The organism is Vibrio sp. RC2502, assembly GCF_054850435.1.
This window is the reverse complement of record NZ_CM141453.1, coordinates 2,493,142-2,518,765: the sequence shown is the minus strand read 5'-3', so window position 1 is coordinate 2,518,765 and position 25,624 is coordinate 2,493,142. Positions and strand designations below refer to the sequence as shown.

The 25,624-nt window shown below is 46.4% G+C and carries 19 protein-coding genes; 10 read left to right on the top strand and 9 right to left on the bottom strand.

Features of this window, described 5'->3' with window-relative positions; all coding sequences use genetic code 11:
- Nucleotides 1-281 precede the first annotated feature (281 nt).
- Nucleotides 282-578, bottom strand: coding sequence for a YebG family protein (locus tag ACYJZR_RS11720; RefSeq protein WP_005482297.1), 297 nt, complete (start codon nt 576-578; stop codon nt 282-284).
- Nucleotides 579-706: 128 nt separating this feature from the next.
- The gene (locus ACYJZR_RS11715; protein WP_406966196.1) at nt 707-1,633 is read right to left on the bottom strand and encodes a LysR substrate-binding domain-containing protein; all 927 of its coding nucleotides are present in this window, start codon (nt 1,631-1,633) and stop codon (nt 707-709) included.
- A 109-nt stretch (nt 1,634-1,742) separates the two neighbouring features.
- Between ACYJZR_RS11715 and ACYJZR_RS11710 the strand changes: the two genes are divergently transcribed.
- A complete protein-coding gene (locus tag ACYJZR_RS11710; RefSeq protein WP_406966198.1) occupies nt 1,743-2,717 on the top strand; it encodes a TDT family transporter in 975 nt (324 codons plus the stop codon).
- 75 nt (nt 2,718-2,792) lie between these two features.
- Here the strand turns inward: ACYJZR_RS11710 and ACYJZR_RS11705 are convergent, their stop codons facing one another.
- Nucleotides 2,793-4,616, bottom strand: a complete 1,824-nt coding sequence (locus ACYJZR_RS11705) for a DUF3413 domain-containing protein (protein ID WP_021486797.1) — start codon at nt 4,614-4,616, stop codon at nt 2,793-2,795.
- A gap of 253 nt (nt 4,617-4,869) precedes the next feature.
- Here ACYJZR_RS11705 and recC point away from each other — a divergent pair, with 253 nt between their 5' ends.
- The 3 genes from recC to recD all read left to right on the top strand — a co-directional run bounded on the left by recC (nt 4,870) and on the right by recD (nt 14,510).
- Nucleotides 4,870-8,361 carry an exodeoxyribonuclease V subunit gamma gene (recC, locus tag ACYJZR_RS11700; RefSeq protein ID WP_406966200.1) on the top strand — a complete coding sequence of 1,164 codons (3,492 nt, stop codon included), beginning with the start codon at nt 4,870-4,872 and terminating at the stop codon, nt 8,359-8,361.
- Nucleotides 8,362-8,688: 327 nt separating this feature from the next.
- Nucleotides 8,689-12,363 (top strand): exodeoxyribonuclease V subunit beta, encoded by a 3,675-nt coding sequence (recB, locus tag ACYJZR_RS11695; protein WP_406966236.1) that lies wholly within the window; start codon nt 8,689-8,691, stop codon nt 12,361-12,363.
- Nucleotides 12,363-14,510, top strand: coding sequence for an exodeoxyribonuclease V subunit alpha (recD, locus tag ACYJZR_RS11690; protein ID WP_406966202.1), 2,148 nt, complete (start codon nt 12,363-12,365; stop codon nt 14,508-14,510). Before recB ends, recD begins: the two co-directional genes overlap by 1 nt.
- A gap of 34 nt (nt 14,511-14,544) precedes the next feature.
- Here the strand turns inward: recD and ACYJZR_RS11685 are convergent, their stop codons facing one another.
- Nucleotides 14,545-14,733, bottom strand: coding sequence for a hypothetical protein (locus ACYJZR_RS11685; protein WP_011106047.1), 189 nt, complete (start codon nt 14,731-14,733; stop codon nt 14,545-14,547).
- A 348-nt stretch (nt 14,734-15,081) separates the two neighbouring features.
- Complete coding sequence (gene argA / locus ACYJZR_RS11680; protein ID WP_005482311.1) at nt 15,082-16,419, bottom strand: amino-acid N-acetyltransferase; 1,338 nt, start codon at nt 16,417-16,419, stop codon at nt 15,082-15,084.
- Nucleotides 16,420-16,583: 164 nt separating this feature from the next.
- On the opposite strand from argA, the gene ACYJZR_RS11675 reads away from it, so the two are divergent.
- From ACYJZR_RS11675 to ACYJZR_RS11655, 5 genes are all read left to right on the top strand, one after another.
- Nucleotides 16,584-17,039, top strand: a complete 456-nt coding sequence (locus ACYJZR_RS11675; protein WP_005456510.1) for a DUF2850 domain-containing protein — start codon at nt 16,584-16,586, stop codon at nt 17,037-17,039.
- A gap of 260 nt (nt 17,040-17,299) precedes the next feature.
- Nucleotides 17,300-18,403: a murein transglycosylase A gene (mltA, locus tag ACYJZR_RS11670; protein ID WP_005456533.1), complete on the top strand. Its 1,104-nt coding sequence runs from the start codon at nt 17,300-17,302 to the stop codon at nt 18,401-18,403.
- Nucleotides 18,404-18,502: 99 nt separating this feature from the next.
- Nucleotides 18,503-19,312, top strand: coding sequence for a tRNA cyclic N6-threonylcarbamoyladenosine(37) synthase TcdA (tcdA, locus tag ACYJZR_RS11665; RefSeq protein ID WP_005484934.1), 810 nt, complete (start codon nt 18,503-18,505; stop codon nt 19,310-19,312).
- 34 nt (nt 19,313-19,346) lie between these two features.
- The gene (gene csdE, locus ACYJZR_RS11660) at nt 19,347-19,775 is read left to right on the top strand and encodes a cysteine desulfurase sulfur acceptor subunit CsdE (protein WP_406966204.1); all 429 of its coding nucleotides are present in this window, start codon (nt 19,347-19,349) and stop codon (nt 19,773-19,775) included.
- Nucleotides 19,776-20,083: 308 nt separating this feature from the next.
- Nucleotides 20,084-21,004, top strand: coding sequence for a sensor domain-containing diguanylate cyclase (locus ACYJZR_RS11655; RefSeq protein WP_005456666.1), 921 nt, complete (start codon nt 20,084-20,086; stop codon nt 21,002-21,004).
- Nucleotides 21,005-21,037: 33 nt separating this feature from the next.
- On the opposite strand, the gene csdA is transcribed toward ACYJZR_RS11655, so the two are convergent.
- From csdA to ACYJZR_RS11635, 4 genes are all read right to left on the bottom strand, one after another.
- Entirely contained in the window at nt 21,038-22,249 is a 1,212-nt protein-coding gene (gene csdA / locus ACYJZR_RS11650) for a cysteine desulfurase CsdA (protein WP_406966205.1), read from the bottom strand.
- On the bottom strand, nt 22,249-22,848 hold the full coding sequence (locus ACYJZR_RS11645) for a DJ-1 family glyoxalase III (RefSeq protein WP_020835452.1): 600 nt from the start codon (nt 22,846-22,848) through the stop codon (nt 22,249-22,251). Before ACYJZR_RS11645 ends, csdA begins: the two co-directional genes overlap by 1 nt.
- Nucleotides 22,845-23,735: a 2-dehydropantoate 2-reductase gene (panE, locus tag ACYJZR_RS11640; protein ID WP_180767741.1), complete on the bottom strand. Its 891-nt coding sequence runs from the start codon at nt 23,733-23,735 to the stop codon at nt 22,845-22,847. Before panE ends, ACYJZR_RS11645 begins: the two co-directional genes overlap by 4 nt.
- 108 nt (nt 23,736-23,843) lie before the next feature.
- Nucleotides 23,844-24,662 carry a nucleoside-specific channel-forming Tsx family protein gene (locus ACYJZR_RS11635; protein WP_005456639.1) on the bottom strand — a complete coding sequence of 273 codons (819 nt, stop codon included), beginning with the start codon at nt 24,660-24,662 and terminating at the stop codon, nt 23,844-23,846.
- Between the two features lie 323 nt (nt 24,663-24,985).
- On the opposite strand from ACYJZR_RS11635, the gene ACYJZR_RS11630 reads away from it, so the two are divergent.
- On the top strand, nt 24,986-25,582 hold the full coding sequence (locus tag ACYJZR_RS11630) for an LON peptidase substrate-binding domain-containing protein (protein ID WP_031819583.1): 597 nt from the start codon (nt 24,986-24,988) through the stop codon (nt 25,580-25,582).
- Nucleotides 25,583-25,624 lie beyond the last annotated feature (42 nt).

Genomic DNA, 25,624 nt, shown 5'->3' with positions numbered 1-25,624 from the left:
AATAATTACGTTGTCAGCCATCATAAAGAGAGTATTGGGGAGTTTAAAGGGGAGAAATGGAGAAAGTCCGTAGATGGATACCTTTTGTCTTTTCGGAGATATGTCTGTCTGATGAGAAATGTGGCTGCGAGGTGGTCTATTGGGAGAGTTTTGCTGAAACGATAGAAGGCAGTTTCTTGTCTCGGATCTAGAAAGAAAGGGCGTTCTTTCATTATGTTCTATGCTTTCAGGCATAAAAAAACGCCACAAGATGCGGCGTTATTTGAAGGGCAGTCATTGGATTATGCTGCGTCTTCTTGCTGTTCTTCTTCAACAGCTTCAAGCTTTTTTGCTTTCTTTGGTGCAGGTTTACGTTTTGCACCGATTGCGTAAAGCAACTCTTCTTTGTTTTGCGCAAGGAACATCGCAAGATCTTCTTGCTTGCCTTCGTCTTCTAGAAGTTCACTTTTACCTAGCAGTGTGAATAGTTCATCTGCCATATCCAGCATTTTGTCGTATGCGTCAGCTTCCGCTTTAGAGGTAAAAGTCATTTTCTCTTCTCCATTGCGTTCTACCACGTACTTGACGATTACAGCCATGGTTGGTCCCCTAATTTGGTGTATTGATACTGGCTTTTTATACAGTTTTTGACCAATCAAGTCTAGCCACAAGCCTCAGAATGAGAGACACGTACAACTAACTGACTAGCATTTAAACTATCTTGGTTTCACTTTGCGGATTTATTCCCCAAAGGAAGGTTGGTTGGTCGTTCCCAATCTTGGCAAAATTCGATAAACGTTTTGAGCAATGGGCTTTGATATTTCTCTTTATGAACCAGTAACCAGAAGCGACGTTTCATATCTAAAGGCATGTCGAGCAGTTTTACACGACCGTCACGAATAGCAGGTTCTGCAGACAAGCGTGACAAGCAGCCTAAGCCCAGCCCAGCAGATACTGAGTTGATCAACGCTTCGGTGGTATTGAGCTGAAAAGCTTCATGCCAATGTTCCAAGCGCGGCGCGACAACGCGCATAAAAAATTCGCGTGAACCAGATCCCGCCTCTCGTAATATCCATTCACTGTTTTCTAGCTCGGTTAAGTTTACTGGCCCTTCGTGCGCGGCTGGGCAATCGGGCGCGCAAATCACGCACATTTCATCTTCGCTAAACTGGGTAGACTGCAATTCAGGGTGAAGTGTTTTGCCTTCAATGAGGGCTATGTCTAACTCGTAATCGGTCAGCATGTCGCAGATTTGTGCGGAGTTAGAAATGAACAGACTTTGAGAACGATGGTTCGTTTGCTGACGAAATTCGCTAAGCAAATAGGGCGCGACTTGGTTGCCAATGGTGTCGCTGGCACCAATGCGAAGTTGGCCCGATAGCGCTTGGTCACCATCGAAAATGCTCTCGATGTCCTTGGCTCGGTTGAGTAATTCATCTGCCAGTGGCAGTAGCTTTTGGCCTTCTTGGTTCAAAATCAGTCGGTTATTAACACGATCAAACAAGTGATGGCCGATCTGCTTTTCTAATTCTGAGAGTGCCATGCTCACAGCGGCTTTTGATAAAAAGAGACTATCAGAAGCTGCTGTGAGCGTTTTGTGCTGCGTGATCGTCGTAAACACTTTCAGTTGTTTAAGAGAAATGTGACTTGCCATACCCCACCGTTAAGTAATTTTGAACGTTTGTTTTAAATAATTAGATATATCGGAACGAAGTGCAAGCGTATTATACGCTCCATCAAGAGTGAGTCTGGTTGAGGTCATCATGATTCAAAGAACAAAAGCAAAAGTAATGGGAGCACCAACTCCGATGGCGGGTTTGGCTCTTGGTATTGCTAGCTTAGGCTGGAGTTGGGAAAACTTCGCCGAATTACATGGCTACGGACAGTGGATTAGTGCGGGTATTGCGAGCGTATTGTTGGTTATATTGGCAACCAAGTTTTTGCTACATAACCATCTATTGAGAGAAGATCTTGCTCATCCGGTTGTGGGCAGCGTGGTTCCGACATTTGCGATGGGCACTATGGTGGTATCGAACTCTCTCGGCCATTTTTACCCATTGGCTGGTGATGTACTTTGGCTGATTGCGGTGGTTCTGCACATCGTGTTCTTGGTGAGCTTTGTTTACCATCGCGCCAAAGATTTTGAATTGCACCACATGGTTCCTAGTTGGTTTGTACCGCCAGTGGGTATCATCGTTGCGGATGTGTCTTTCTCTGGCAACCTGATGTTAGCACCAGTGGCACAAGGTGCATTGATGTTTGGTATGGTGGCGTATGCGATCATGTTGCCGATGATGATTTACCGTTTCATGTTTACCTATGAAATTCCGGATGCAGCGAAACCAACAATGGCAATCATGGCAGCGCCAGCAAGTCTATCATTGGCAGGGTACTTAACGGTCACTGCGACACCATCACCAGTGATCATCGCTATGCTATTTGGTATCGCGGTATTGATGACAGCCATCATTTACCTCGCATTCTTTAAATTGCTTAGACTGCCATTTAGCCCAGGCTATGCGGCGTTCACTTTCCCGATGGTGATCGGTGCGACGGCGCTGTTTAAAATGGCGAATTGGATGGAGTTGCAAGGATTGGCTGCGCACTATGTTCAACAAGTGCGCGGCTTAGCTGGTCTTGAGTTGATTGTGGCAACATTTGTTGTCTCTTATGTGGCTTTACAATACATCAACAACTTATTGATTCAGCCACGCTTGATGCACGCTCATCACGCTTAAATAGCAGATAGGAAAAAGCCTCTTGGTCTTACAACCAAGAGGCTTTTTTATTTCAATCGGCGTCGATGTTGGACGCTAGCCTTTTTTGTAAAATCGCGACATCTCATCCAGAGAATGACGAATGATATCGACAGGAACTTTCTGTTCTTTCTCGACTTTTAACTGGCGATTCAGTTGCTGAGAGTGCCCGCCAGGATTGACCACAAGCATCAGTTCTTTGCCGACCAATGCATAGTTGTAGTAGCTGCCAGCAATATACCAATCGCGAGGGGCAGAGTTATCAAACAAGTTATGACCAACACTGTATGAACTTGTTGTGCCTTGAACGTCAAACAGCGTATTCATCATGGTTGGCACGACGTCAAAATGGGTCGTGCGGTAATCAATTTGCTCTGGTTGACGATTTGGCATGTACACATAAAGAGGCACATGTACTTGAACGTCACTGTAGTTACCCGTGTGGCCCCAATAGTTCATCTTATGGTCGTTAAACTCTTCACCATGATCTGATGAAATCACCACAATGGTGTTGTCTAAGTCGACGTTTTTCAGCACATCGCCAATCAAGCTATCGATGTAGTACAACGAGTTCTTGTATCGATTGTGGTAAAGCGAAGCGTCAAAATCGTTGTTGAGCAAAATGTGGTCAACGCGTTCCCAGTATGGTTTGAATTTCGCAAATTCAGGTTCGGGAAATACTGTGCCGTGGGCGGCATCGTAGAACAGAAAACCAAAGTACGGCTTGTCGCTGTCCTGCTTTTGGAACTCGATGAACTTGTCTGTTATCTGCTGATCGCGCTCTACTGCTGTTTCCCCAGTTTGTTTCAAGGTCAAGTCCGACACTTTTTTGAATACCGTGCGAGAAAGTGGCGGGCTGGTGAGCGGTGCCGAGCCAAAAATGCCCATGCGGTAGCCTTCTGCTTGCAGCGTATCCATAAAAACAGGAGAGCGTTGGCTTGCGTAAAAGCTTTCCCAGTAGGTCGCTGGCAAGCTGTAAAACAGGCTGAAAATACCGGCTTGAGTTGAGTTGCCGCCGCTCATATGTTGTGTGAAATTCACCGTTTTTTCGGCGAACTTACTGACATTTGGCATGACTTCCGGCGTCGCATCACTGTAGCGCCACGCGTCAACCAAGATAAACAAAACATTGGGCTGCTTCTCTTTGCTTTGCACTTGAATGGGCGCAAGCGGGTAGTTGAGTGAGCTACGTTCAATATTTGTTAACTCTACGCGGTTCTTCGATGCAATGTTCTCATCCACTAGATCGTGTTTGTAAATAAATTTACGAGCCGTCAGCGGGTAGTAAAGTGGCCAGTTATTCGAAAACTGACTGACTTCATCGTCGTAAAGCGCGTTTTTGTACGCATGAATCATCTGTGTGCTGAGCAATACAGCAAACCAGACGCTGATCAAAACGAACTTAGCTCGGCTTTGTGCCAGTTTATTACTTACCCAAACGGTACAGGCGAGCCCGATCACCAGAACGGCAACTTCACTGACGAAGATAAGCCAACTCATCCACGAAATATCGAAGACATCACCGCCACCTTCGAAAAACATACGGATTAATAGAGCGTTGATGTGAAGTTTGTATTGCTGAAAAACGAGGATATCGACTTTAAACATGATCAATAGACAGATCGCGATAGCGATCACGATGCCTTTGAATGCTCGAGTCGGTAGAAAAGAGAGCAATAAACTCAACAACATAAATGGAAGAGCGATCAAGCCCAGCCAGCCATATTGAGTTGAAACCAAATAGTAACCTTGCAACAAGGTTAGCGGTTCATTCTGATTGTTAGACAACACAAAAGGATAACAAGCGATCGACAGATACACTGCAAAGCAAGCAAAAAAAGCAATCAGCCAAGCGCTGTTGGAAGACAGTTTGCGAAACATACTTTTTATATATTTATAAATTATAGGTAGCAAGAGTATAAAACAGTGTTTTTTATTATGGAATAGTTGCGAGTAATGTCACATTTTGTATGGCTGTGTAAGATTTTGCTTACGCCTTGAAAAGGTGATGTTTTCTGTCCATTTTGAGCGATATGTAACCTTTTACTTTTTTCAGAACACGAGATCACTGCGGGTTTAAATAGGGCTGTGCTAAGCTAGCTAACAGTTTCAATCGGCGCTCGGTATTCCCAATTTGTTTACTGTTTATCACTCCAACCAAGTTGACGTTCTTAAATCACTCCTTGTCGAACTGATTCGAATCAGTCCGCTGGAAAACCCGTTCGAAAAAGAACAAATTCTGGTTCAAAGTCCGGGCATGTCCCAGTGGCTAAAAATGGAATTGGCCAAAGAGTTTGGTGTTGCTGCGAACATTGATTTTCCGCTCCCTGCTACCTTCATTTGGGAAATGTTTACGCAGGTGTTGCCAGACGTGCCCAAGCGCAGTGCGTTTAACAAAGAAGCGATGACGTGGAAGTTGATGCATCTGCTACCGGGGCTTCTCAACCAAGACGTGTTTTCGCCGTTAGCGCAGTACCTCAAAGATGACAGTGACCACTCTAAGCTGTATCAGCTGGCTGAGAAAATTGCCGATATTTTCGATGGTTACTTGGTGTATCGTCCGGAATGGATCGCAAGTTGGGAAGCTGGGCAGAGTGTGGCAGAGCTGGAAGATGAGCATCCGTGGCAGCCGATCTTATGGCAAGCGTTGTACGATCACACTGTGTCATTAGGACAGTCTCCTTATCACCGTGCCAACCTTTATGAGCACTTTATCGACGCGTTAGCGAGTTTTAACGGCAATTTTGACCATTTACCCAAGCGTTTGTTTGTTTTTGGTATTTCCTCGTTACCGCCTCGCTATATGGATGCGCTAAAAGCCATTGGTGAGCATATCGATGTGCATCTGATGTTCACCAACCCGTGTCGCTATTACTGGGGTGAAGTTCGAGATCGCAAGTATCTGGCTCGTTTGGCAGCGAGACATCGTCAGCACGTTGTGTGGCAGGACGATCACTCGGAAGTGCAAGGTGAAACTGAGCAACTGAAAGGCTCATTGGAAGATAATGTGATCGATGAGCTACACACCGATGTGGTCGGAAACAGTCTGTTGGCGTCCATGGGTAAACTCGGGCGTGACAATATGTATCTGTTGTCTCAGCTGGAATCTCATGAAATCGAAGCGTTTGTTGATGTTGAGCGCGACAGTCTGCTCCATCAATTGCAAGCGGATATTCTCAATCTTGAAGAACATCAAGATGACCAACAGATTGAAAACAGTCATCACAAACAAGTGGTTAGCTTGGGTGATAAATCACTGAGCCTACACGCTTGTCACAGCCCGATGCGTGAAGTGGAAGTGTTGCATGATCAACTGTTGGCGATGTTCGATGCTGACTCAACGTTAAAACCGCGCGATATTATCGTGATGGTCGCGGACATCAACGCTTACAGCCCTGCGATTCAGGCGGTCTTTGGTAACGCACCGGGTGAGCGTTTTATTCCATATTCGATTTCTGACCGAACCGCCGATCAAGAGAGCCCTATTCTGGCCGCATTTATGCAGTTGGTGAACTTACCCAATACGCGCTGTTTGGCATCAGAACTACTCGAACTTCTGGAAACGCCGGCGATATTAAAGCGTTTTGAACTCAGCGAAGATGATTTCTTACAAGCCAAACAATGGGTTGAAGAATCGGGAATTCGCTGGGGGTTGGATGCCAATACCGGACGCGAATTTGAACTGCCGGAAACCCGTCAAAACACATGGCAATTTGGTATTCAACGCATGTTGCTTGGCTACGCGATGCCAGAATCCGCAGGTTTGTTTGAAACCGAGCAAGGCAGTTTGTCTCCGTACAACGAAGTGCAAGGCATGGGCGCAGAGCTTGCGGGCAAGTTGGCACACTTTATCCAACAAATTAGCACTTATCGCAGCAAACTTTCTCATGTTCAGACTATTGATGGTTGGCGAGAGACTTTAGTTTTACTGCTGGATGACTTCTTCTCAGTTGAGTTAGAAGGCGAAATGGCGCTCAAATCCATTCGCGATACGCTCAGCCAACTCAAAGAGCAATTAGCTGATGCCGCATTTGATGATGCGTTATCGCCGTCGATCATCAGCCAATACCTTCAAAACAAATTATCTGGCACACGAGTCAGCCAGCGCTTCCTGGCTGGTCAAGTGAACTTTTGTACCCTGATGCCGATGCGCTCTATTCCGTTTAGAACCGTTTGTCTACTGGGGATGAATGACGGCGTGTACCCACGCTCCATGCCGCCAGAAGGCTTTGACTTGATGACGGGAAGAACCAAGCCGGGCGACCGTTCGCGCCGAGATGATGACCGTTACCTATTCCTCGAAGCGATGTTGTCTGCACAGCAAACGCTCTACATCAGTTATGTTGGCCGCTCAATCCAAGACAACACCGAGCGAGTGCCTTCGGTTCTGGTTTCTGAGCTGATGGAATACTGCCACCAAAACTATTGTTTAAGTGGTGATGAAGCGTTGCCCGTTGATGAGTCTGGCGACAACTTGTTAAACGCGTTGGTGAATACGCACGCCATGGTGCCGTTTAGCCCAAGTGCGTTCCAAGGCATGCACGCCAGCTATGCGAAAGAGTGGATTCCAGCGGCATTGACTCAAAGTAGTCAATCGCAAGGCTATGTTCGTCGTGATTTTAATCGGGCATTAGACGACTATCTGTTAGGAGCGACGTTCCCACTTGAGATCGACTTAGTCGAATTGCAACGTTTCTGGCGCTTACCGGTGCAGTATTTTTTCAATCGTCGCTTAAAAGTAATCTTTGAACCGCCATTACCGGTGATGGAAGACGATGAACCCTTTGTTTTAGGTGGTTTGGAAAGCTATCAAATGCGTGATGAGCTGTTAGAAACCTTGCTTGAAACGACATTGACGCAGCCAGAGAAAAAAGCAGAGGTGCTTAAACACTTTATGAGTCAACAGCGCGCGCAAGGCAAACTGCCGGTGGGGGCGTTTGGTGATATCGAGTTTGAAACCAACCGAGTTCAGGCGGAAGAGCTGGTGGACAAACTGGCGTTTTTATCTGGTGCGCCTCAAGACGATTTGGAAATCGACTTGACGTTTGATTCCTTGTTTGAGCGAAATGAAGGCGAAGAGAAAAACGTTCGCCTAACAGGTTGGCTAACCCAGTGCTACCAATCTGGGTTGATTCGTTACCGAAGCGGTAAGATTCGCTCGCAGGATTACCTTGCAGCGTGGATCGATCACCTTGCCATGTCGGCGTCGGGTTATGCCAAGAAAACTCATCTGATTGGCTACGATCGTAAAGAAGGCGCGCTGCATTTGATCTACCCAGAAATTGCCGATGCGCAGTATGCCAAACAGCTACTGACTGAATTAGTTCGCTTATTCTTCGAAGGCATGACTAAGCCTTTGCCTTATTTCCCGAAAACGGCGTTGGCTTGTGTTGAAGCGGGCTTTAGCCGCGGTCAGTGGGTCGATGACGAAGAGAAATCTTTGAAGAAAATGGCTGACGCATTCAATGATGGCTTCATGAGCCCGGGTGAAGGCAATAATGCGTACATCTCTCGAATTTGGCCTGCTTGGAATGATGAGTTGGCCTCAGAAGTTCGTTTTCTGACAGCATTAGTTTTGCAAGGTGCGTGCTTAGCGGTTCAAGACGCTGATGACGTAAAAGCGTAATAAAGACAGTTGGATAAAGAGAAGGAAGAGTAGGGTGGCCGCCAGAAAATCATTATTTTTTGTAGGGCGTTCGCTGTACGGCCACAAGGTCAGAGGGACCATGATACTTTTGTTTAATTCGTTTGAGTTGTGCCGCCAAAAAGGTTTGGCTTATCTCGTGGGGCGCATACTAACGGTACGTCTTATGGATAACCGTGAGAAAGATCTCACAAAGCTCTAAATTATCCAACTTGTTAAACATATTAATAGAATTTTTAACTATAGATCACATTTATTAGGTGATACGTCCTAGTAAATAATCCGGAGAGATTCAGCGTTATGGATCAAATGTCAGGTGCAGAGTGCCCTCTACATACGTTAGACCGCACAGAGCAGCCTCAACCAACGCCACTAGAACCGATGACGTTCCCTCTGCACGGTGCGAGGTTAATCGAGGCATCAGCAGGTACAGGTAAAACCTTCACTATTGCAGGTTTATATCTGCGCCTTTTGCTTGGTCACGGCAGCGCGGAAACTCGACATCGCGTACCGCTTACGGTCGACCAAATTCTGGTTGTAACCTTTACCGAAGCGGCAACTGCGGAATTGCGCGATCGTATCAGGGCAAGAATCCATGATGCGCGAATCGCGTTTGCGCGTGGACAGAGTTACGATCCGGTGATCCAACCTTTGCTTAATGAGTTTGACGATCACAAGCAAGCCGCAGAAATTTTATTGCAGGCAGAGCGTCAGATGGACGAGGCGGCGGTCTACACGATTCACGGTTTTTGCCAACGTATGCTAACGCAAAATGCGTTTGAATCTGGCAGCCGATTTAATAACGAGTTTGTGACCGATGAAAGTCACCTAAAAGCGCAAGTTGTAGCCGATTACTGGCGTCGCAATTTCTACACGTTGCCGTTTACCTTGGCTGGGGAAATTCGCCAGCTATGGAGCTCTCCATCTGCGTTGTTGTCTGACATCAGCAATTACTTAACTGGTGCGCCGTTAAGCCTTTCTGTTCCTGCAATGAAAGGCAGTTTGGCTGATCTTCATACTGAAAATCTGAAAAAAATTGATGAATTAAAAGCACAGTGGCGAGAAAGCCAAGATGACTTCTTAACGCTGATTTCGTCTTCAGGTGTAAATCCGAGAAGTTACAACAAAAAGTCTCTGCCGACGTGGTTGGATGCGGTAAACGCTTGGGCAGCAACGGAAACCACAGGATACGATTATCCAGACAAGCTGGAGAAATTCGCGCAAAACGTCTTGTTGGAAAAAACACCGAAAGGCAGTGCGCCGCAGCACGCGGTATTTGAAGCCATTGAAACATTTCTTGCCAATCCAATCAGCTTAAAAGCGCCACTGCTTGCTCATGCGATTGAGCATTGTCGTGTGATGCTGGCCAATGCGAAAAATCAAAAACAGTGGCTCTCTTTCGATGATTTGCTGACGCAACTTTCTGCTTCTATCGATACGGACGAAAGCGAGCTTTTAGCGGCGCGTATTCGTACTTTGTATCCTGTCGCAATGATTGACGAGTTCCAAGATACCGACCCGCTTCAATACAGTATTTTCAGCCGTATTTATCTGAATAATCCGGAATGTGGTTTGTTTATGATCGGTGACCCCAAGCAGGCGATTTATGGCTTTCGTGGCGCAGACATTTTCACCTATATCAAAGCGCGTAACCAAGTAAGTGCCCACTACACGTTAGGAACCAACTGGCGTTCTAGCGCAGATATGGTGCAGGCGGTAAACCAAGTATTTGCTTTGCCAGACAGTCCATTTATCTATGATTCGGACATCCCGTTCTTACCTGTAAAATACAGTCCCAATGCCGAAAAACGCATTTGGACTATGGGTGGTCAAAAGCAACCCGCGCTGACTTATTGGTTGCAAGAAGCAGACGATAAACCGCTACCAAAAGGCGAGTATTTGACTCGAATGGCGGAGGCGACCGCAAGCCAAATCCAAACCATTTTGACGCAGGCTCAACAGGGGCAAGCGTGTCTGGCGAATGGCGAAAAACAGAAAGCGGTTCAAGCGGGCGATATCGCGGTGTTGGTTCGAACAGGTAGTGAAGGTCGAATGATCAAACAAGCGCTAGCAGACCAAGGTATTGCCAGCGTGTACCTGTCTAACCGAGACAGTGTGTTTACCAGTTCAGTGGCGCAGGATTTACAGCGTTTGCTGCAAGCGGTGCTGACGCCAGAAAATGACCGTGCGCTGCGTGCAAGTCTTGCCTCTGAGCTGTTTGCCCTCGACGCAGCAAGTTTGGATGCGCTTAATAACGATGAAGTGGTGTGGGAAAACGCCGTAAACGAATTCAAAGAATATCGCAAATTTTGGGTTCAACGTGGTGTGCTGCCGATGTTGCGCGCGGTGATCAGCAAACGCCATATTGCCGAGCGATTACTAGAAGAAGGTGCGAGTTCACAAGGTGAGAATGGTGAGCGAGTACTTACCGATTTAATGCACATCGGTGAACTGCTTCAACAAGCCAGTAATGAACTGGACAGCGACCACGGTCTGCTGCGTTGGCTCGCTCAGTCTATCAGTGATGCGGAAAACGGTTTGGGCGGCAGTGATGACCAAATCCAACGTTTAGAATCGGAACGTAACTTAGTGCAGATCGTAACTATTCACAAATCAAAAGGCTTGGAGTATGACCTCGTATTTCTGCCGTTTGTGTTCAGCTATCGAGAAGTCAGCGAAGCCAAATATTACGATGCAGCCAATGACCGCACGGTACTGGATATCACTGGCAACGATGCGTCCATGAAGCAAGCGGATAAAGAGCGTTTGGCGGAAGACTTACGCTTGATATACGTGGCACTAACGCGTGCTGTGTATGCGTGTTTTATCGGTGCCTCACCTTTGCGCAATGGCCGTTCGACCAAAGAGCCAACTGGCGTACACCGCAGTGCGATTGGCTATTTGATTCAGAATGGTCAAGAAGGTGGCATTAACGATTTGCACCAAGGTTTAACAAAGCAACAAGACGAGCTTGATTGTGTCGTTGTGGCCGATCCGCCGCAGCAACTCGAAGACAAGTACGTAGCGCCACAAGAAGAAATACACGATCTTAGCGCGAAAGAGCTGCAAAACCCTATCGACAGAAACTGGCGCATCACCAGTTATTCTGGCTTGGTCAAGCAAGGCTCTCATCACGCCGAGCATGATGCCACGATTGAGATTACGGGTTTTGATATCGACTCATCTGAAGAGCAAGACGAAGCGGATTTGGTGGAGCCAGAGCGTTCTATTTTTACCTTCCCTCGCGGTGCGCGTCCGGGTACGTTCCTGCACAGCCTGTTTGAGGAAATTGAATTTACTCAGCCAGCCACGACGGCAGAGAATACACAAATCATCCTTGGTTTGATGGAAAGCGAACAGCTCGATGAAGAGTGGTTACCCATTTTACAGCAATTGATTGATACCGTACTCGCAACTCCGTTGGATGGTAAGTCTTTGCTGCTGAATCAAAAAGCACCATCGCAACGTTTGGTGGAGATGGAATTTTTGTTGCCGATTGAAGTGTTGTCTGCACCGGCGTTAAACCGAGTCATTCAACGTCACGATCCGTTGTCGGCGAAAGCGGGGGATTTAGGTTTCCAAACCGTGCAAGGTATGCTCAAAGGTTTTATCGACTTGGTGTTTGAACATCAAGGTAAATACTACGTGCTTGACTGGAAATCGAATCATCTTGGCGACGATGTAACGAGCTACCATGGTGAGGCTCTGAAATCGGCGATGGCGGATCACCGCTACGATTTGCAGTATCAGATTTATGCGTTAGCACTGCATCGTTTCCTACGCAGCCGATTGGCGAGTTATCAATATGAGCAGCACTTCGGTGGCGTGTATTACTTGTTCTTGCGCGGTATGGATGGGCAGAGTGACCACGGCATTTTTGCCGCGAAACCAACCTTAGAGTTCTTACAAGAGATGGATCGTTTGATTGATGGTCAAGCACTTGAAACGCGCTCAACTCAAGCCGGGCAGATGGAGCTACTTTAATGACGACAAATCACAATCTTCATTCTGGCCAAGATAGTTTATTGGTAGTGCTGGAACGCTTGGCGCACAAAGGTGCTATTCGTCAGCTCGACTACCAATTCGCCTGTTTTATTGATTCTCAAACGCATGATGAACAGTCGGACAGTCAAGCATTGGCGTTTATCGCGGGTGTTGTCAGTAGTGAGCTTGGCAAAGGACATATCTGTCTGTCTCTGTTCGATGCACAAGGGCAATCTACGGATTTAGCCAGTAAGCTAGGGCTGTTTGGTGAGTCGGCATTGGCGCTCAACACACAGTTGCAAGGCATAGACTGGATTCAAGTATTAAAAAATTCCACCGTGGTCGGCGCGCAAGGAGAAGCCTTACCGCTGATGTTCGATGGCGAGCGTCTGTATCTGCACCGCTATTGGCATTATGAAGTGACACTGGCGGAAAAGCTTAATCAGTTGGGCGCCGCAGTTAACTTGCAAGCGCAAGAGTTTGCGCGATTATCCGAGTTGCTCAACCATTTGTTTGCACGCCAATACCATTTTCTGTTTAACGCGTTAGGCAAAGCAGTAGAAGCGGGAAGCAGCAACCAAGTGTTGCGTCAGCAATTGGTGTGTGACCACCTTGATGTGGTCGCAAGCGAATCGTTGGATTGGTACGCCATTGATTCCGTGCTTAGCAATGCGCGCAAAGTTCAAGATTTGCAAACACTGGATGAACTCGTACCACTTTCAGCTTGTGTGAACTGGCAAAAAGTCGCGGCGGCGGTTGCGTTAACTCGTCGATTTGCTGTGATTTCTGGTGGCCCTGGTACGGGTAAAACGACGACAGTAACCAAATTGCTTGCTGCTTTGATTGAACAGGCGACGCACGAGAAAAATCTAACCATCAAGCTGGTGGCCCCGACGGGGAAAGCGGCGGCGCGATTAACCGAGTCCATTGGTAAAGCAGTGCAAGAACTGCCAGTTTCTCCGGAGCTAAAAGCTAAAATTCCGGCTGAATCGAGTACCTTGCATCGATTGCTTGGCGCGATTCCTAATAGCGCAGAATTTCGTCACAACAAGCAAAATCCACTGCATTTGGATATTTTAGTTATCGACGAAGCGTCGATGGTCGATTTGCCAATGATGTACAAAGTGGTCGATGCCTTACCGAAACATGCGCGGCTGATTTTGTTAGGTGATAAAGACCAACTTGCCTCAGTTGAAGCAGGGGCTGTGTTGGGTGATATCTGTTCGTTCCATGCATTGGGTTATGGCAAAGAGCAGGCGTCAGCCATCGCAAAACTGACGGGTTTCGATACTTTAGCCCATACGGGGAACAGTGCCTCCAGCATTGCCGATAGCTTATGTATGCTGCAAAAGAGCTACCGATTTGACGCTCGCTCAGGCATTGGTCAGTTGGCAAAAGCGGTTAACTCTGGTTCTGCTGCGAGCGTAGATAACGTCTGGGCGCGTGACTTTTCCGATATCGAACATTTCGCGCTAAGTAGTCAACATTACAACCAAATGATGCAGACGTTGGTGCAGGAATACGGTCGTTACCTCAAACGCATTGGACAACAGGAAATCGATCCTAAAACCGGAGAGCCAGAGTCGCTAACGCACAAAGCCAAAGCGGTGTTAGATACCTTCAACCAATGCCGACTGCTGTGCGCGATCCGTGAAGGTGACTTTGGTGTGGCTGGGCTAAACCAACGCATCGAGAAAGCGCTCGCGGCGCGCAAGTTCATTCAAGTTCAGGATGAAATTTGGTATCACGGCAGACCCGTCATGGTTACGCGTAATGATCACGGTTTAGGTTTGTATAACGGTGATATTGGTATTTGTATGCGAGATGACAGTGAAGAAGAACCGCGTTTGAAAGTCTTTTTCGAGTTACCTGACGGCAGTGTGAAATCGGTCTTGCCAAGCCGAGTACCTGAACATGAAACGGCTTACGCCATGACCATCCATAAATCGCAAGGCAGTGAATTTGATTACACCCTTATGATTTTGCCACCAGACTTTAGCCCGATATTAACCCGTGAGTTGATTTACACAGGTATTACCCGCGCGAAAAAGCGCTTAGCTCTTTATGCCGAGCTCAATGTTCTGAAGCGAGGCATTAAGGTGAAAACGACTCGTGCGAGTGGGCTAGTACAGCGGCTTACTAACTAAAACAAGAAGACCGAGCTTATGGCTCGGTCTTCTTTTATGTACGTTGTGCAAAGGCATCGGTAAACGACACGCTGCGTATTTTGTATTGCTGTTGGTAAGTAAGGATAAAGTCTCGAATGGCGTCATTCACAGGAAAAACACAGTGAACATCTAGGCCTTCTAAAAACTGATTGTCAGCCATATCCCAGAAACTTTGAAGCGAATTACAAATGATTGTTCTCATAACAGTGCTCGTCTCGGCTTATTGAAAGTCAGATTAACAACTGTCCTTGGTGTGCAATGCGGGCTAACTAGTTATCGACTGCCCAGCATTTTAGGGTGAAGGCTACGTATCATCACCTAGATCCATTTGCATTGGTTAAAAACCAATCACTAGCGCGCAGAGTATAGCCAACAGTGTGTATATTGAAAAGGTAAAAATGGAACTAAAATCAATGTAATGCTTTGCATATCTAAATTAATGGTATTACTGCTTATGATTCATGGATTTATTATTGAGAGAGTCGGAGCATGGCGTTCCAAACCTCGGATTGAGGATTCAGAACGCATCTGTTAATGATGTTGAGTTTGTTTATAAGTCTAACGCTAAGATTTTGGACTTACGCTGAAAGTTGTACAGCCCTTGTTTGGCTCCTGGCAAGTAATCGACTCCAACTTCGTAGAATCCTTGCTCTCTAAACCAATGTAGACTGTGGGTGGTAAGGACAAAAATCTGGTTGATGTTTTCTGATTTTGAACGATGCTTCATGTAGTTCAGCAGCAACAAACCTCGGTTGCCATCCCGATAGTCTGGGTGAATAGCAACACAGGCCATTTCAGCTTTTCGTTCTTCAGAATATGGGTATAAAGCCGCGCATCCGATGATTAAGCCATCTTTTTCAATGATGGTGAATTTACCAATCTCTTGCTCTAGCTGTTCTCTCGAACGCCTGACCAAAATGCCTTGTTCTTCCAATGGATGAATCAATTCCAAAATGCCGCCGATGTCATCAATACCAGCTTGACGAACTTGCTCTGCGCTCGCCATGACGACTTGAGTTCCGATACCGTCAAACGAGAACAACTCCTGAATCAAAGCCCCATCTACTTTGTAGCTGATGAGATGGCTACGTGGGACGCCAGCGCGACAAGCGGCGATGGAACCTTTGAGGAAACGCAAAGTGCCCGTGTTGTAATCGGAATCTGAAGCGTGGTTTTCTGAAAGCGTTTTGATGACGTGCTCTGCCTCGATAGGCAGCAACTCTGCGACGGCATTGCCATTGTCGTCAATCACGCCTTGTTCAGAGCAGAAACCAATCAGTTTGTCTGCGCCTAGTTTGATCGCCAGTTGCGTCGCGACTTCTTCAGAAAGTAAGTTAAAACATTCGCCAGTCACGGAGCTCGCAATGGGGCCAAGTAGCACAATAGAGCCTTGGTCGAGCGTGCGATTAATCGCGTCGGTGTCAATGCGGCGAATGCGTCCACTGTGGCAGTAATCGACACCGTCATCTACGCCAAGTGGCTGTGCAATGACAAAGTTGCCACTGACTACATTCAGTTGTGTGCCAGCCATTGGGGTGTTGTTTAAGCTCATTGAAAGGCGTGCGGTAATGGCAAGTTGAAGCTGCCCCGCAGCTTGCATAACTACCGATAGTGCCGCTTCGTCGGTAATTCGGATGTTTTTGTGGTATGGCGTAGTAAGGTCTTGTTTTTCAAGTAATTGATTGATTTGTGGACGAGCGCCATAAACGACAACGACTTTGATGCCTAAACTGTGCATCAAAGCAATATCATTGATTATATTGCCAAAGTTATTATGGGCGACCGCTTCACCTCCCAGCATAATTACCATGGTTTTCCCACGGTGAGCGTTGACGTAAGGGGTTGATTGGCGGAATCCTTTTACGAGAGCGGTACTACGAATTTTCACTACTGCCATTCCTTGTGTTTATTTATGCTTAAATAATGTCTTTTTATTCAATTAATGGCAAGGCAATTTTTTGGAATAAAGCACAAACATCTGGAGTACGGTGCTTTGTCCAGTTTGGTTATGGAGGTTACAATACGCGCGTCTATTTCAAATAAGTGAACCTCATGTCTTCAGTTGTAAATAAGAATGCTGCGATCACTGCTCAAAACGAGTCTAATTCATCCACAAAATCGTCACTTCGCAAGTGGGCGGAACGTTCTCTCATGCTAATGGCAGTGCTGGGTACGGTCATTGTTTGTATGCTGTATGGCGATTTGATCACTCGGTACATTAACCCTCCCATCTCTAAATCAATAATTTATGGCCGCTGGGTTGAGCAAGATGTAGCGCCTTACTCGAGGGAAGAGTTTGTGCTTAGTGAAAGGGGCGTGACCGTTAATGGCTCGACCATTGCAACCGATTTTGAGTTTGATGGCGATTCGTTCTCATACAAAGTCGGTTCGACCGTGCGCCATTTTGATTTTGTCGGAAAACAACATACAGAAATGAAGTTGGATGCGCGGGCGCACTATCTTCCGGTCTTTCGTCTTGAAGGGCACGCTGGCATCGCCGTTCGTTAAATACTGTGTTTTCTATTTGAGCATTCGCCATTGCGCGAGTGCTCAACATTCCTATCTTTTTGATATCCACATCAGTTCAGACATTGTCTGGACAATTTCGTAAATATTCTCCTGTTATCATGTTGTTCGTCCCGAAATGGATGATTTAACAACAAGTAAACGGATTGGCTTAGTGTTGAAACATTTTGTCGTCGCTTTTCAATTGCGTCGTTTGCATTTGTTTGCCATCCTTTTGCTATTCTTTTTTACGGAAAAATCACGTGTTAAAAAAACTCCTTCCTATTATTTCTTTGAGTCTTCTATTTGGTTGTGCTCAACAAAATGATCGCGCTCAGCAATATCTCGATGGTGAGTTCCCTCAGATCCTAAATAAAGTGGATGTAGTTGAGTCCAACAAACCACGCGATTTTACTGAGTTTAATAAGCAAGCTGAGCAAGTGGTGATGAAGTCACCATCCATGGCGAAGATTTACCAACCGCTTTACCAAAGATTGAGTGAGTGGGCGCAGCAAAGTGGAGACACCAGCGCGCTGAGTGCGTTTGGCATTCAAGCTGCGCAATTGGGTGGTGGTGATAAAAAAGGTAATGTGTTGTTTACCGGATACTTTTCTCCCGTGATGGAGCTTCGTCATACACCAAACGACATTTTTAAGTACCCAGTTTACGGTAAGCCGAACTGCACATCAGATTGTCCGACTCGCGCGGAGATCTACAATGGGGCATTAGATGGCCAAGGTTTAGTGCTTGGTTATGCGCCAAATCGTATTGACCCGTTTATGATGGAAGTGCAGGGCAGTGGCTATGTGCATTTTGAAGATGATGATACGTTGGAGTACTTTGCGTACGCAGGGAAAAACAACAAAGCTTACGTCAGCATTGGCCGCATTTTGATTGAACGTGGTGAAGTGCCGCGTGAAAAAATGTCCCTCAAAGCGATTAAAGAGTGGGTGATGGACAACGACGATGCGACAGTGCGCGAGTTGTTGGAGCAAAATCCTTCTTACGTTTTCTTTGCACCAAAAGCGGAAGCGCCTGTAACAGGCTCGGCTGGTATTCCGTTGTTGCCAATGGCCGCTGTCGCGGGCGATCGTTCTATCTTACCAATGGGCACGCCAATCTTGGCGGAAGTGCCGTTGTTGAATGCCGATGGTACGTGGAGCGGCGCTCACCAACTGCGCATGCTGATCGTGTTAGACACAGGTGGTGCGGTAAAACAAAACCATTTGGATTTGTATCATGGCATTGGTGCGAGAGCAGGGACAGAAGCTGGGCACTACAAGCATTTTGGTCGAGTGTGGAAACTTGGGTTGGAAAACTCACCAACTCAAGCGCCTTGGGCTTTACCGCCAGAAAAGCTACAATAGCCATCCAAGAAAGAGGAACCCCCTCTTATCTAGACATTTCATCAAAGAGTGCGTATAAATCGCACTCTTTGTTTTTCTATCGATCATCTGGACTTCAATATGCGTGAACTCGATACCCCTGCATCTGACAGTTACAACCAACGCTTTGGCGGCACACGCCGTCTTTACGGCAATAGTGAAGTGGACATTCTTCGCGCTGCACACGTTTGTGTGATTGGTATTGGTGGTGTCGGTTCATGGGCGGTGGAAGCGCTGGCTCGTACGGGGATCGGTGAGCTGACTCTAATTGATATGGACGATGTTTGTGTCACGAACATTAACCGCCAAATTCATGCGATGACGGGTACCGTTGGTCAAAGCAAAATTGAAGTGATGGCTGAGCGCGTCAAGTTGATCAACCCGGAGTGTAAAGTTAATCTGATTGATGATTTCATTACGCCAGACAATCAACATGAGTACTTAAGTAAAGAGTTTGATTACGTGTTGGATGCGATTGATAGCGTAAAAGCGAAGGCGTCTTTGCTGGCGTATTGCCGCAGCAACAAGATCAAAGTGATCACCACGGGTGGCGCTGGTGGTCAGGTCGATCCAACGCAGATCATGGTCGCTGATTTAACGAAAACGATTCAAGATCCTTTAGCGAAGAAAATCAAAGACACTTTGCGTCGTCATCATAACTTCCCTAAGAATCCGGCTCGTAAGTTTGGTATTGATTGCGTGTTTTCAACCGAGCAGCTGAAGTATCCTCAAGCAGACGGTTCAGTGTGTGGTGTGAAGTCGACAGCGGAAGGTCCAAAACGTATGGATTGTGCTAGCGGATTTGGTGCGGCAACTGTCGTAACTGCGACGTTTGGCTTTGTTGCGGTATCGCGAATCGTTGAGAAGCTGATTCAAAAACACAAGAAGTAGTTCAGCCAAAAAGCATCAAACAGAAGGGCACATTATGATCGATTTTCCTGCATCTCCATTTGGAACAGAAATCACCAACGAAGATATTGTCGCAACGATGCAGCAATTTAAAGGCTGGGAAGATCGTTACCGTCAGGTCATTCAGTGGGGTAAAAAGCTGCCACAAATGCCAGAAGAGCTGAAATCAGAACAAGTTACAGTATCGGGTTGCGAAAGCTTGGTGTGGTTAGTGAGCCAAGCGCAAAATGGCGTGTGGCATTTTTGTGCAGATTCCGATGCGCGCATTGTACGCGGATTAATTGCGTTGGTAATGGCGGCTTATGACGGTAAAACGGCCGATCAAATTCAAGCGTTTGACATTGATGCTTATTTTGAGCAACTGGGACTCATCGCGCATTTAAGCCCATCACGTGGTAATGGCCTGAAAGCTATTGTTGAGCAGATTAAGCACACTGTCGTGTAATGAGCCATTTCCCCAATTTTTAAAAAACGCCGAATAGCTAGCTGTTTGGCGTTTTTTGTATCTGAGTTGAGACGTTTTTTGCGTGTGAATAAAAAATATGCAAATAGTCGACTATTTTGGCTTTAATTGACCTTTCTATTGATCCAGATTCATTATATTGCCCACTTGGTTTTTATAGACTCAATTGTATTTAAAATTTGTCTATATTAGATAATAGACATATGCCCCATTCGCTTCTATTCCCCAATGTTGAAACACATTTGGAGGCGATTGGGTTACTTAGATACAAACGCTAGGAACCTCCCTGTATGCAATTCACCTTGGAACATGCGCAAGACGTGTTATCCGGAATGCCTGACCCCACTTTTATTTTGAGTGAAGATGGTATCTATATTGATGTTTTTGGAGGAACAGACAAAAAAGCCTATCACGATGGAAGCAATTTGATAGGTAAGACGCTGCACAGCGTACTTGAGAAAGAGCAAGCCGACTGGTTTATCGAACAGATCAATCGGTCACTCAATCAAGACAGTATTGTGACGATCGAGTACAAGATGTGCGCCGACAGCATTCAGGGAATAGATGCGAACAGTGGGCCAAAAGGCGACCTCTATTACGAAGGGAAAATCTGTCCGCTCACTATAAACTATCAAGGTCGTCGCGTTGTTCTCATTCTTACCCGCAACATTTCCAACCGGCACCGAGTCGAAACCCTTCTTCGCCACCAAAGCCAAATTGACGCTCTCACAAACATCTACAATCGACGTGTTTTTTTCGAAAAGCTCACAGAAGAAGTCATTAAATCCCAAACTCCTGACTACCAATCTGCTCTATTATTGTTTGATTTGGATTTTTTTAAAGTTATCAATGATAAACGTGGCCATGATGCGGGAGATTATGTCTTAGAGACATTAGCCGATTTGGTTTCACACTTGTTGGTTAAAGACGAGATTTTTGCAAGAGTCGGAGGGGAGGAGTTTGCGATTATCCTGCCAGAAACCTCTCTATCGGCGGCGAAAGAAGTGGGAGAGGAAGTACGTTCCCATATTCAAAATTGCCAGTTTGAATTTGAAAAGATTGAAATTCCGGTCACGGTGAGCGTAGGCGTGGTCAAAATAGGCAGAAATGAAACCACCAAACGCTTGTATGCGCATGCAGATAAAGCGCTTTATGCTGCGAAAAGAAATGGCAGAAATTGCGTGGCGACTCTGGATAGGCAGATGGAGTAACCTTGTTGGTTACTCCAAGTCGAAAGGTGGGCGTTATAACATGTCGACGGCTTTCTCTACGGCGGCGATGAGCCTATCCACATCTTCAGCCGTGTTATAAATACCAAAAGAAACGCGTACCGTTCCTTTGACGTTTAGCGCATCCATCAATGGGTGAGCGCAATGGTGTCCTGCTCGTACCGCAATGCCTTGTTGATCGAGCAGCGTCGCCATGTCTTGGTGATGAACGCCGTCCATTACGAACGTCAGTACAGAGGCATTCGGTTGATAGCCTAGAATATGGATGTCATCCAACGCGTTTAGTGCTTGGTAGGCCTTATCCTGAAGCGCATGGAGATGATCCTCGACTTCGTGATGGTCAAAACCTTGGTACCACTCAATGGCTTTCGCTAAAGCAATCGCGCCCGCTACGTTTGGTGTGCCCGCTTCAAATTTGCCAGGAAGTGCTGAAAAGGTCGTTTTCTCGAAAGAAACGCGTTCAACCATTTTGCCGCCGCCGTGCCATGGTGGCATAGCTTCTAACAACTCTAGTTTGCCGTATAGAACGCCAATACCTGCTGGCGCATAAAGCTTGTGACCTGAGAAAACGTAAAAATCGATATCTGATGCCGACAAATCTAGCTGCTCGTGCACGATGCCTTGTGCGCCATCAACTACAACTACCGCACCAACGCTGTGCGCTAGCTCGGTGATCTTTTCGATAGGTTGGCGTGTGCCTGTTACGTTGGTTATTTGTGCGCACGCGACGATTTTGCATCGCTCAGAGAGCTTCTGTTCAAACGCCTGCAAGTCAAACTGGCACTCGGGTGTCATTGGCACTTTCACGATTTTCGCGCCAGTTTGTTCTGCCGCAATTTGCCACGGCACGATGTTGGCGTGGTGTTCCATCTCGCTAATCAAGATCTCATCGCCCGGTTGTAAGGTGCTGCGAGCGTAAGTTTGTGCAATTAAGTTAAGTGCTTCGGTCGCGCCTCGCGTCCAAATGATTTCTTTAGAGCTGTATGCACCAATAAACGTTGCTACGGCTTCGCGAGCGGCTTCAAACTGGCTAGTCGCGTTTGCTGTCAAACTGTGGCTACCACGATGCACGTTGGCATTTTGCGCGCTGTAGTAATGGCTGATGACATCAATGACGCAATGCGGTTTTTGTGTTGTTGCTGCGCTATCAAGGTAAACTAAAGGCGATTGGTTTACGTCTTGATTTAGGGCCGGGAACTGTTCGCGTACAGCGTTTACGTCAAACATTACTCTTCACCAAATTCGTGATAATGCAGTGTTGGGATAGTGACTAGCGGTTCTGCGACCATCCATCCATGCTCTTTACCGGAAAGTTTGATAATGATTTCCATTGCGAACTCAAGTGCGGTTCCTGGTCCCTGACTTGTCAGTAGGTTGTGATTCACATCCATGGTGACACGTTTAGCTCGCCATTTGTCTTCAGGAATATGAGATTGGAAGCTTGGATGACATGTCATCAAGGCTTCAGGGTAAAGGTTGTGGTGTTGCAAAACCAAAGCAGGAGCTGCACAAATTGCCGCCACCAGTTTACCCTCGTACATGTGCTGTTTGAGGATTTCAATCATAATGGTGCTATCACGGAAAGTTTCTGCGCCGCCCACGCCGCCAGATAATACAATGGCATCAAACTCGTCGTCAGCAATATCGACCAATTTGCAATCCGCGGTTAGTGTTACACCGCGAGAGGCTTTCATTGTCAGTGCACCATCAAATGCAGCACTTGCAACTGTAACGTCATAACCCGCGCGAACCATCAAGTCGATAACGGTGACGGCTTCCATTTCTTCGGTGCCCGGAGCGATTGGCACTAAGATTTTCTTACTCATTCTTCTGTCCAGCTTTGTTCTATTTGTTTGATGCGTTGGTAAAGTTCTAAATTCTCAGGTGTATTGATGCGATGTTTCTCTGCCGCTTTTAGCAAGTACCCAGTGATAAAATCAATTTCGGTCGGGCGCTGATGAAACACATCTTGCCTCATTGAAGAATAGTTCTCAGACGTTGCCCGCACCACTTGCATAATGGTCTCGAAAAGTACGTCGAACTGCGTCGCAATGTCTTCCTTATTCATCACTTCGACAAGTTCTTTCGTGATGATTTTCAAGGTGTCTTGAAAATCACCGTGTGCAAGGTCGCCATTTTTACATTGATGCAATGCTGTAAGCGGGTTGATTGCACAGTTTATGGCGAGTTTGGTCCATAACGCGGCATTGATGTTTGGGTTCCAAACAACTTCTGGTAAAGCGTGCTGCATAACATCTTGCAAAAACTGGCAATGAGCGCCAGATGCATTAAAGCCGCCAACTTGAGTGATGCCTTGCCCCGTGTGCATTACGAGTTCTTTATTCGGCTTATAAGCACCATGGGTTGTGGTTGCGATAACGACGGGATTTCCGGATAGCATCTCTTCTACCTGCTCGGCCGTACCCATACCATTGTGCATAAGCATAACAATGGCATCGCGATGAATGTACTCAATAAGAGGTTTGAGTGCAGTGATCACTTGCCACGCTTTCACCGTGACCAAAATCAAATCCGCTTGTTGTAAAGAGGGAATATGTTGGTTAGGAAACTCCATTGCAGGTGAGTCATCAAGCGTAAGGGAGTGTTGCGGCTCAGACGTTCTGCCCCACACTGATACTTGGTGTCCTGCCAATTGAAACTTTGTTGCCCACAGTGAGCCAATGGCCCCCGGACCTAAAATGAGAATATTCACCAAACGCTCTCGGTAAAAAGGTTTGCTGCAAGGATAATGAGGGGAGAGAGGAAAGCAAATAAAAATGGCGCCAATTGGCGCCATTTTTGAGGAAACTTATCGGTTCAATTAGAACTTGTAAGTTACTGCTACGTAGTGACCTGCACCAGAAGATTCTGGTTTGTGACCCCATGGTAGAGCTTCGCCGTCTTTGAAACCGTACACGTCTTTGTAAAGTTTTAGACCGTAACCAACTGCAAAGCGGTCAGAGTGCCAGTAGATACCGTTGAACATTGCACCGCCGTTAGACGCTGTAGTGTTGAACTTGTTACCTTTGTCGTCATCCATACCAAATTGGTAATCGATGTAACCTTGGTAAGAAATGAATGAACCGTTCTCGAAGAAGAAGAATGGTTTGAACCAGTTAGTAGAAACTTGGAAACCGTTCCAATCTTTCTTGTTGCCATCGTAAGTACCGTATAGGTTTAGGCCGATTTTGCCTAACCAAGGTACCATCACGTCAGAACCTAGACCGATTTTTTGAGAGTTAACGTCAGAGTTACCGCCCCACTCCATTAGAGTAGAAACGTATAGCTCTTGAACAGGACCGAAAGATAGGTCTTTACCAGTTAGCGCGTCTAGAGACATACGTGGTGCGAATTTCATGAAGATTTTCTCGCCGCCAGCTTTGTCGCTGCCTGGGTCAGAAGCTAGGTTGAATACGTCAACGTAACCGTAAAGATCGAAAATACCAGAGCGACCGCCGAATTCCATCTCTAGGTAATCATGAGAAGATTCAGCATAACCTTTCTCGTTGAATGCACCCATTAGGTTAAATTGCATCCACTTGTAATCGTTTTTGTGGATATCGCCGTCAGAGTAATCTGCAGCCAATACTGGAGCTGATGTAGCCGCTAGAAGGCTAAGAGCTAGAAGTGATTTACGCATAAGGGGACTCTCTATGTTTGTAATGATTCAGAACACGCAATCTGTGCTGCGCTTTCCAATTGGCGGGAATAATAGCGATAAAAATCGCAAATGAAAGTGATAAAGGGTGCAAAAATGAACGTTTTTAGTGAGGTGTGTCACGAACTTATCTTTATTTACGGAACTTTTTGTTTGTTGCATTAACTTGCAATAAATATGTGATTTAGATCGTTTGCGTAAGCGATTTTATGACTTTTTAAGCCAGTCGATTAACCAACACAAATCGTTAGTGATCCGAGTGATAAGGCGTTCGTATGAATCGGAGAACCAAAGAGGACGTTTGAATGAAAGAAGTCATGTTATTCCCGCTCACCTCGGTTGTACTACCCGAAGGCAAGATGAATCTGCGTATTTTTGAACCTAGATATAAGCGTATGGTGAAAGAGTGTAGTCTGCAAAATGTGGGGTTTGGAGTTTGCCTAGTAGGAAGCGAGGGTGACCCTAAAGACGTAGGAAATGTTTCATCTATCGGAACTTTGGTCAAGATGGTTGATTTCGAAACGCTTAGTGATGGGCTTCTTGGTATCACCGTCGTCGGCGAAAAACGTTTTACAGTGAAACGTGTACGCGCTGACGCTGATGGATTACGACACGCCGAAGTTGATTGGTTGGATAATTGGCAAACGCCTTCTCAACAGCTCGACTTTGGGTATTTGAGTCAACAACTCGCCCAAGTATATGAACAGTTTCCCCAACTCGGAACGTTGTATCAGCATCGCTTTTACGATGATCCAATTTGGGTCACGCAACGATGGCTAGAGTTGTTGCCCCTAGACAGTCATTTGTTTGAAATCTTAGTCGGCGCTCAAGATTGCCGTCCTGCATTGCGATTTCTTAACCAAGCAATCGAAGCCCCTTCAAACAAAGAGGCAAGGATATGAAAGGATTGAGCTGAGTCTGAGCAGAGCCGCTGCAATATTGGC

Excerpts from the sequence above, each read along its gene's own strand:
- ACYJZR_RS11720 (WP_005482297.1), bottom strand. The coding sequence starts at position 578 with ATGGCTGTAATCGTCAAGTACGTGGTAGAACGCAATGGAGAAGAGAAA.
- ACYJZR_RS11715 (WP_406966196.1), bottom strand. The coding sequence starts at position 1,633 with ATGGCAAGTCACATTTCTCTTAAACAACTGAAAGTGTTTACGACGATC.
- ACYJZR_RS11710 (WP_406966198.1), top strand. The coding sequence starts at position 1,743 with ATGATTCAAAGAACAAAAGCAAAAGTAATGGGAGCACCAACTCCGATG.
- ACYJZR_RS11705 (WP_021486797.1), bottom strand. The coding sequence starts at position 4,616 with ATGTTTCGCAAACTGTCTTCCAACAGCGCTTGGCTGATTGCTTTTTTT.
- recB (WP_406966236.1), top strand. The coding sequence starts at position 8,689 with ATGTCAGGTGCAGAGTGCCCTCTACATACGTTAGACCGCACAGAGCAG.
- recD (WP_406966202.1), top strand. The coding sequence starts at position 12,363 with ATGACGACAAATCACAATCTTCATTCTGGCCAAGATAGTTTATTGGTA.
- ACYJZR_RS11685 (WP_011106047.1), bottom strand. The coding sequence starts at position 14,733 with ATGAGAACAATCATTTGTAATTCGCTTCAAAGTTTCTGGGATATGGCT.
- ACYJZR_RS11675 (WP_005456510.1), top strand. The coding sequence starts at position 16,584 with ATGTCTTCAGTTGTAAATAAGAATGCTGCGATCACTGCTCAAAACGAG.
- tcdA (WP_005484934.1), top strand. The coding sequence starts at position 18,503 with ATGCGTGAACTCGATACCCCTGCATCTGACAGTTACAACCAACGCTTT.
- csdE (WP_406966204.1), top strand. The coding sequence starts at position 19,347 with ATGATCGATTTTCCTGCATCTCCATTTGGAACAGAAATCACCAACGAA.
- ACYJZR_RS11655 (WP_005456666.1), top strand. The coding sequence starts at position 20,084 with ATGCAATTCACCTTGGAACATGCGCAAGACGTGTTATCCGGAATGCCT.
- csdA (WP_406966205.1), bottom strand. The coding sequence starts at position 22,249 with ATGTTTGACGTAAACGCTGTACGCGAACAGTTCCCGGCCCTAAATCAA.
- ACYJZR_RS11645 (WP_020835452.1), bottom strand. The coding sequence starts at position 22,848 with ATGAGTAAGAAAATCTTAGTGCCAATCGCTCCGGGCACCGAAGAAATG.
- ACYJZR_RS11635 (WP_005456639.1), bottom strand. The coding sequence starts at position 24,662 with ATGCGTAAATCACTTCTAGCTCTTAGCCTTCTAGCGGCTACATCAGCT.
- ACYJZR_RS11630 (WP_031819583.1), top strand. The coding sequence starts at position 24,986 with ATGAAAGAAGTCATGTTATTCCCGCTCACCTCGGTTGTACTACCCGAA.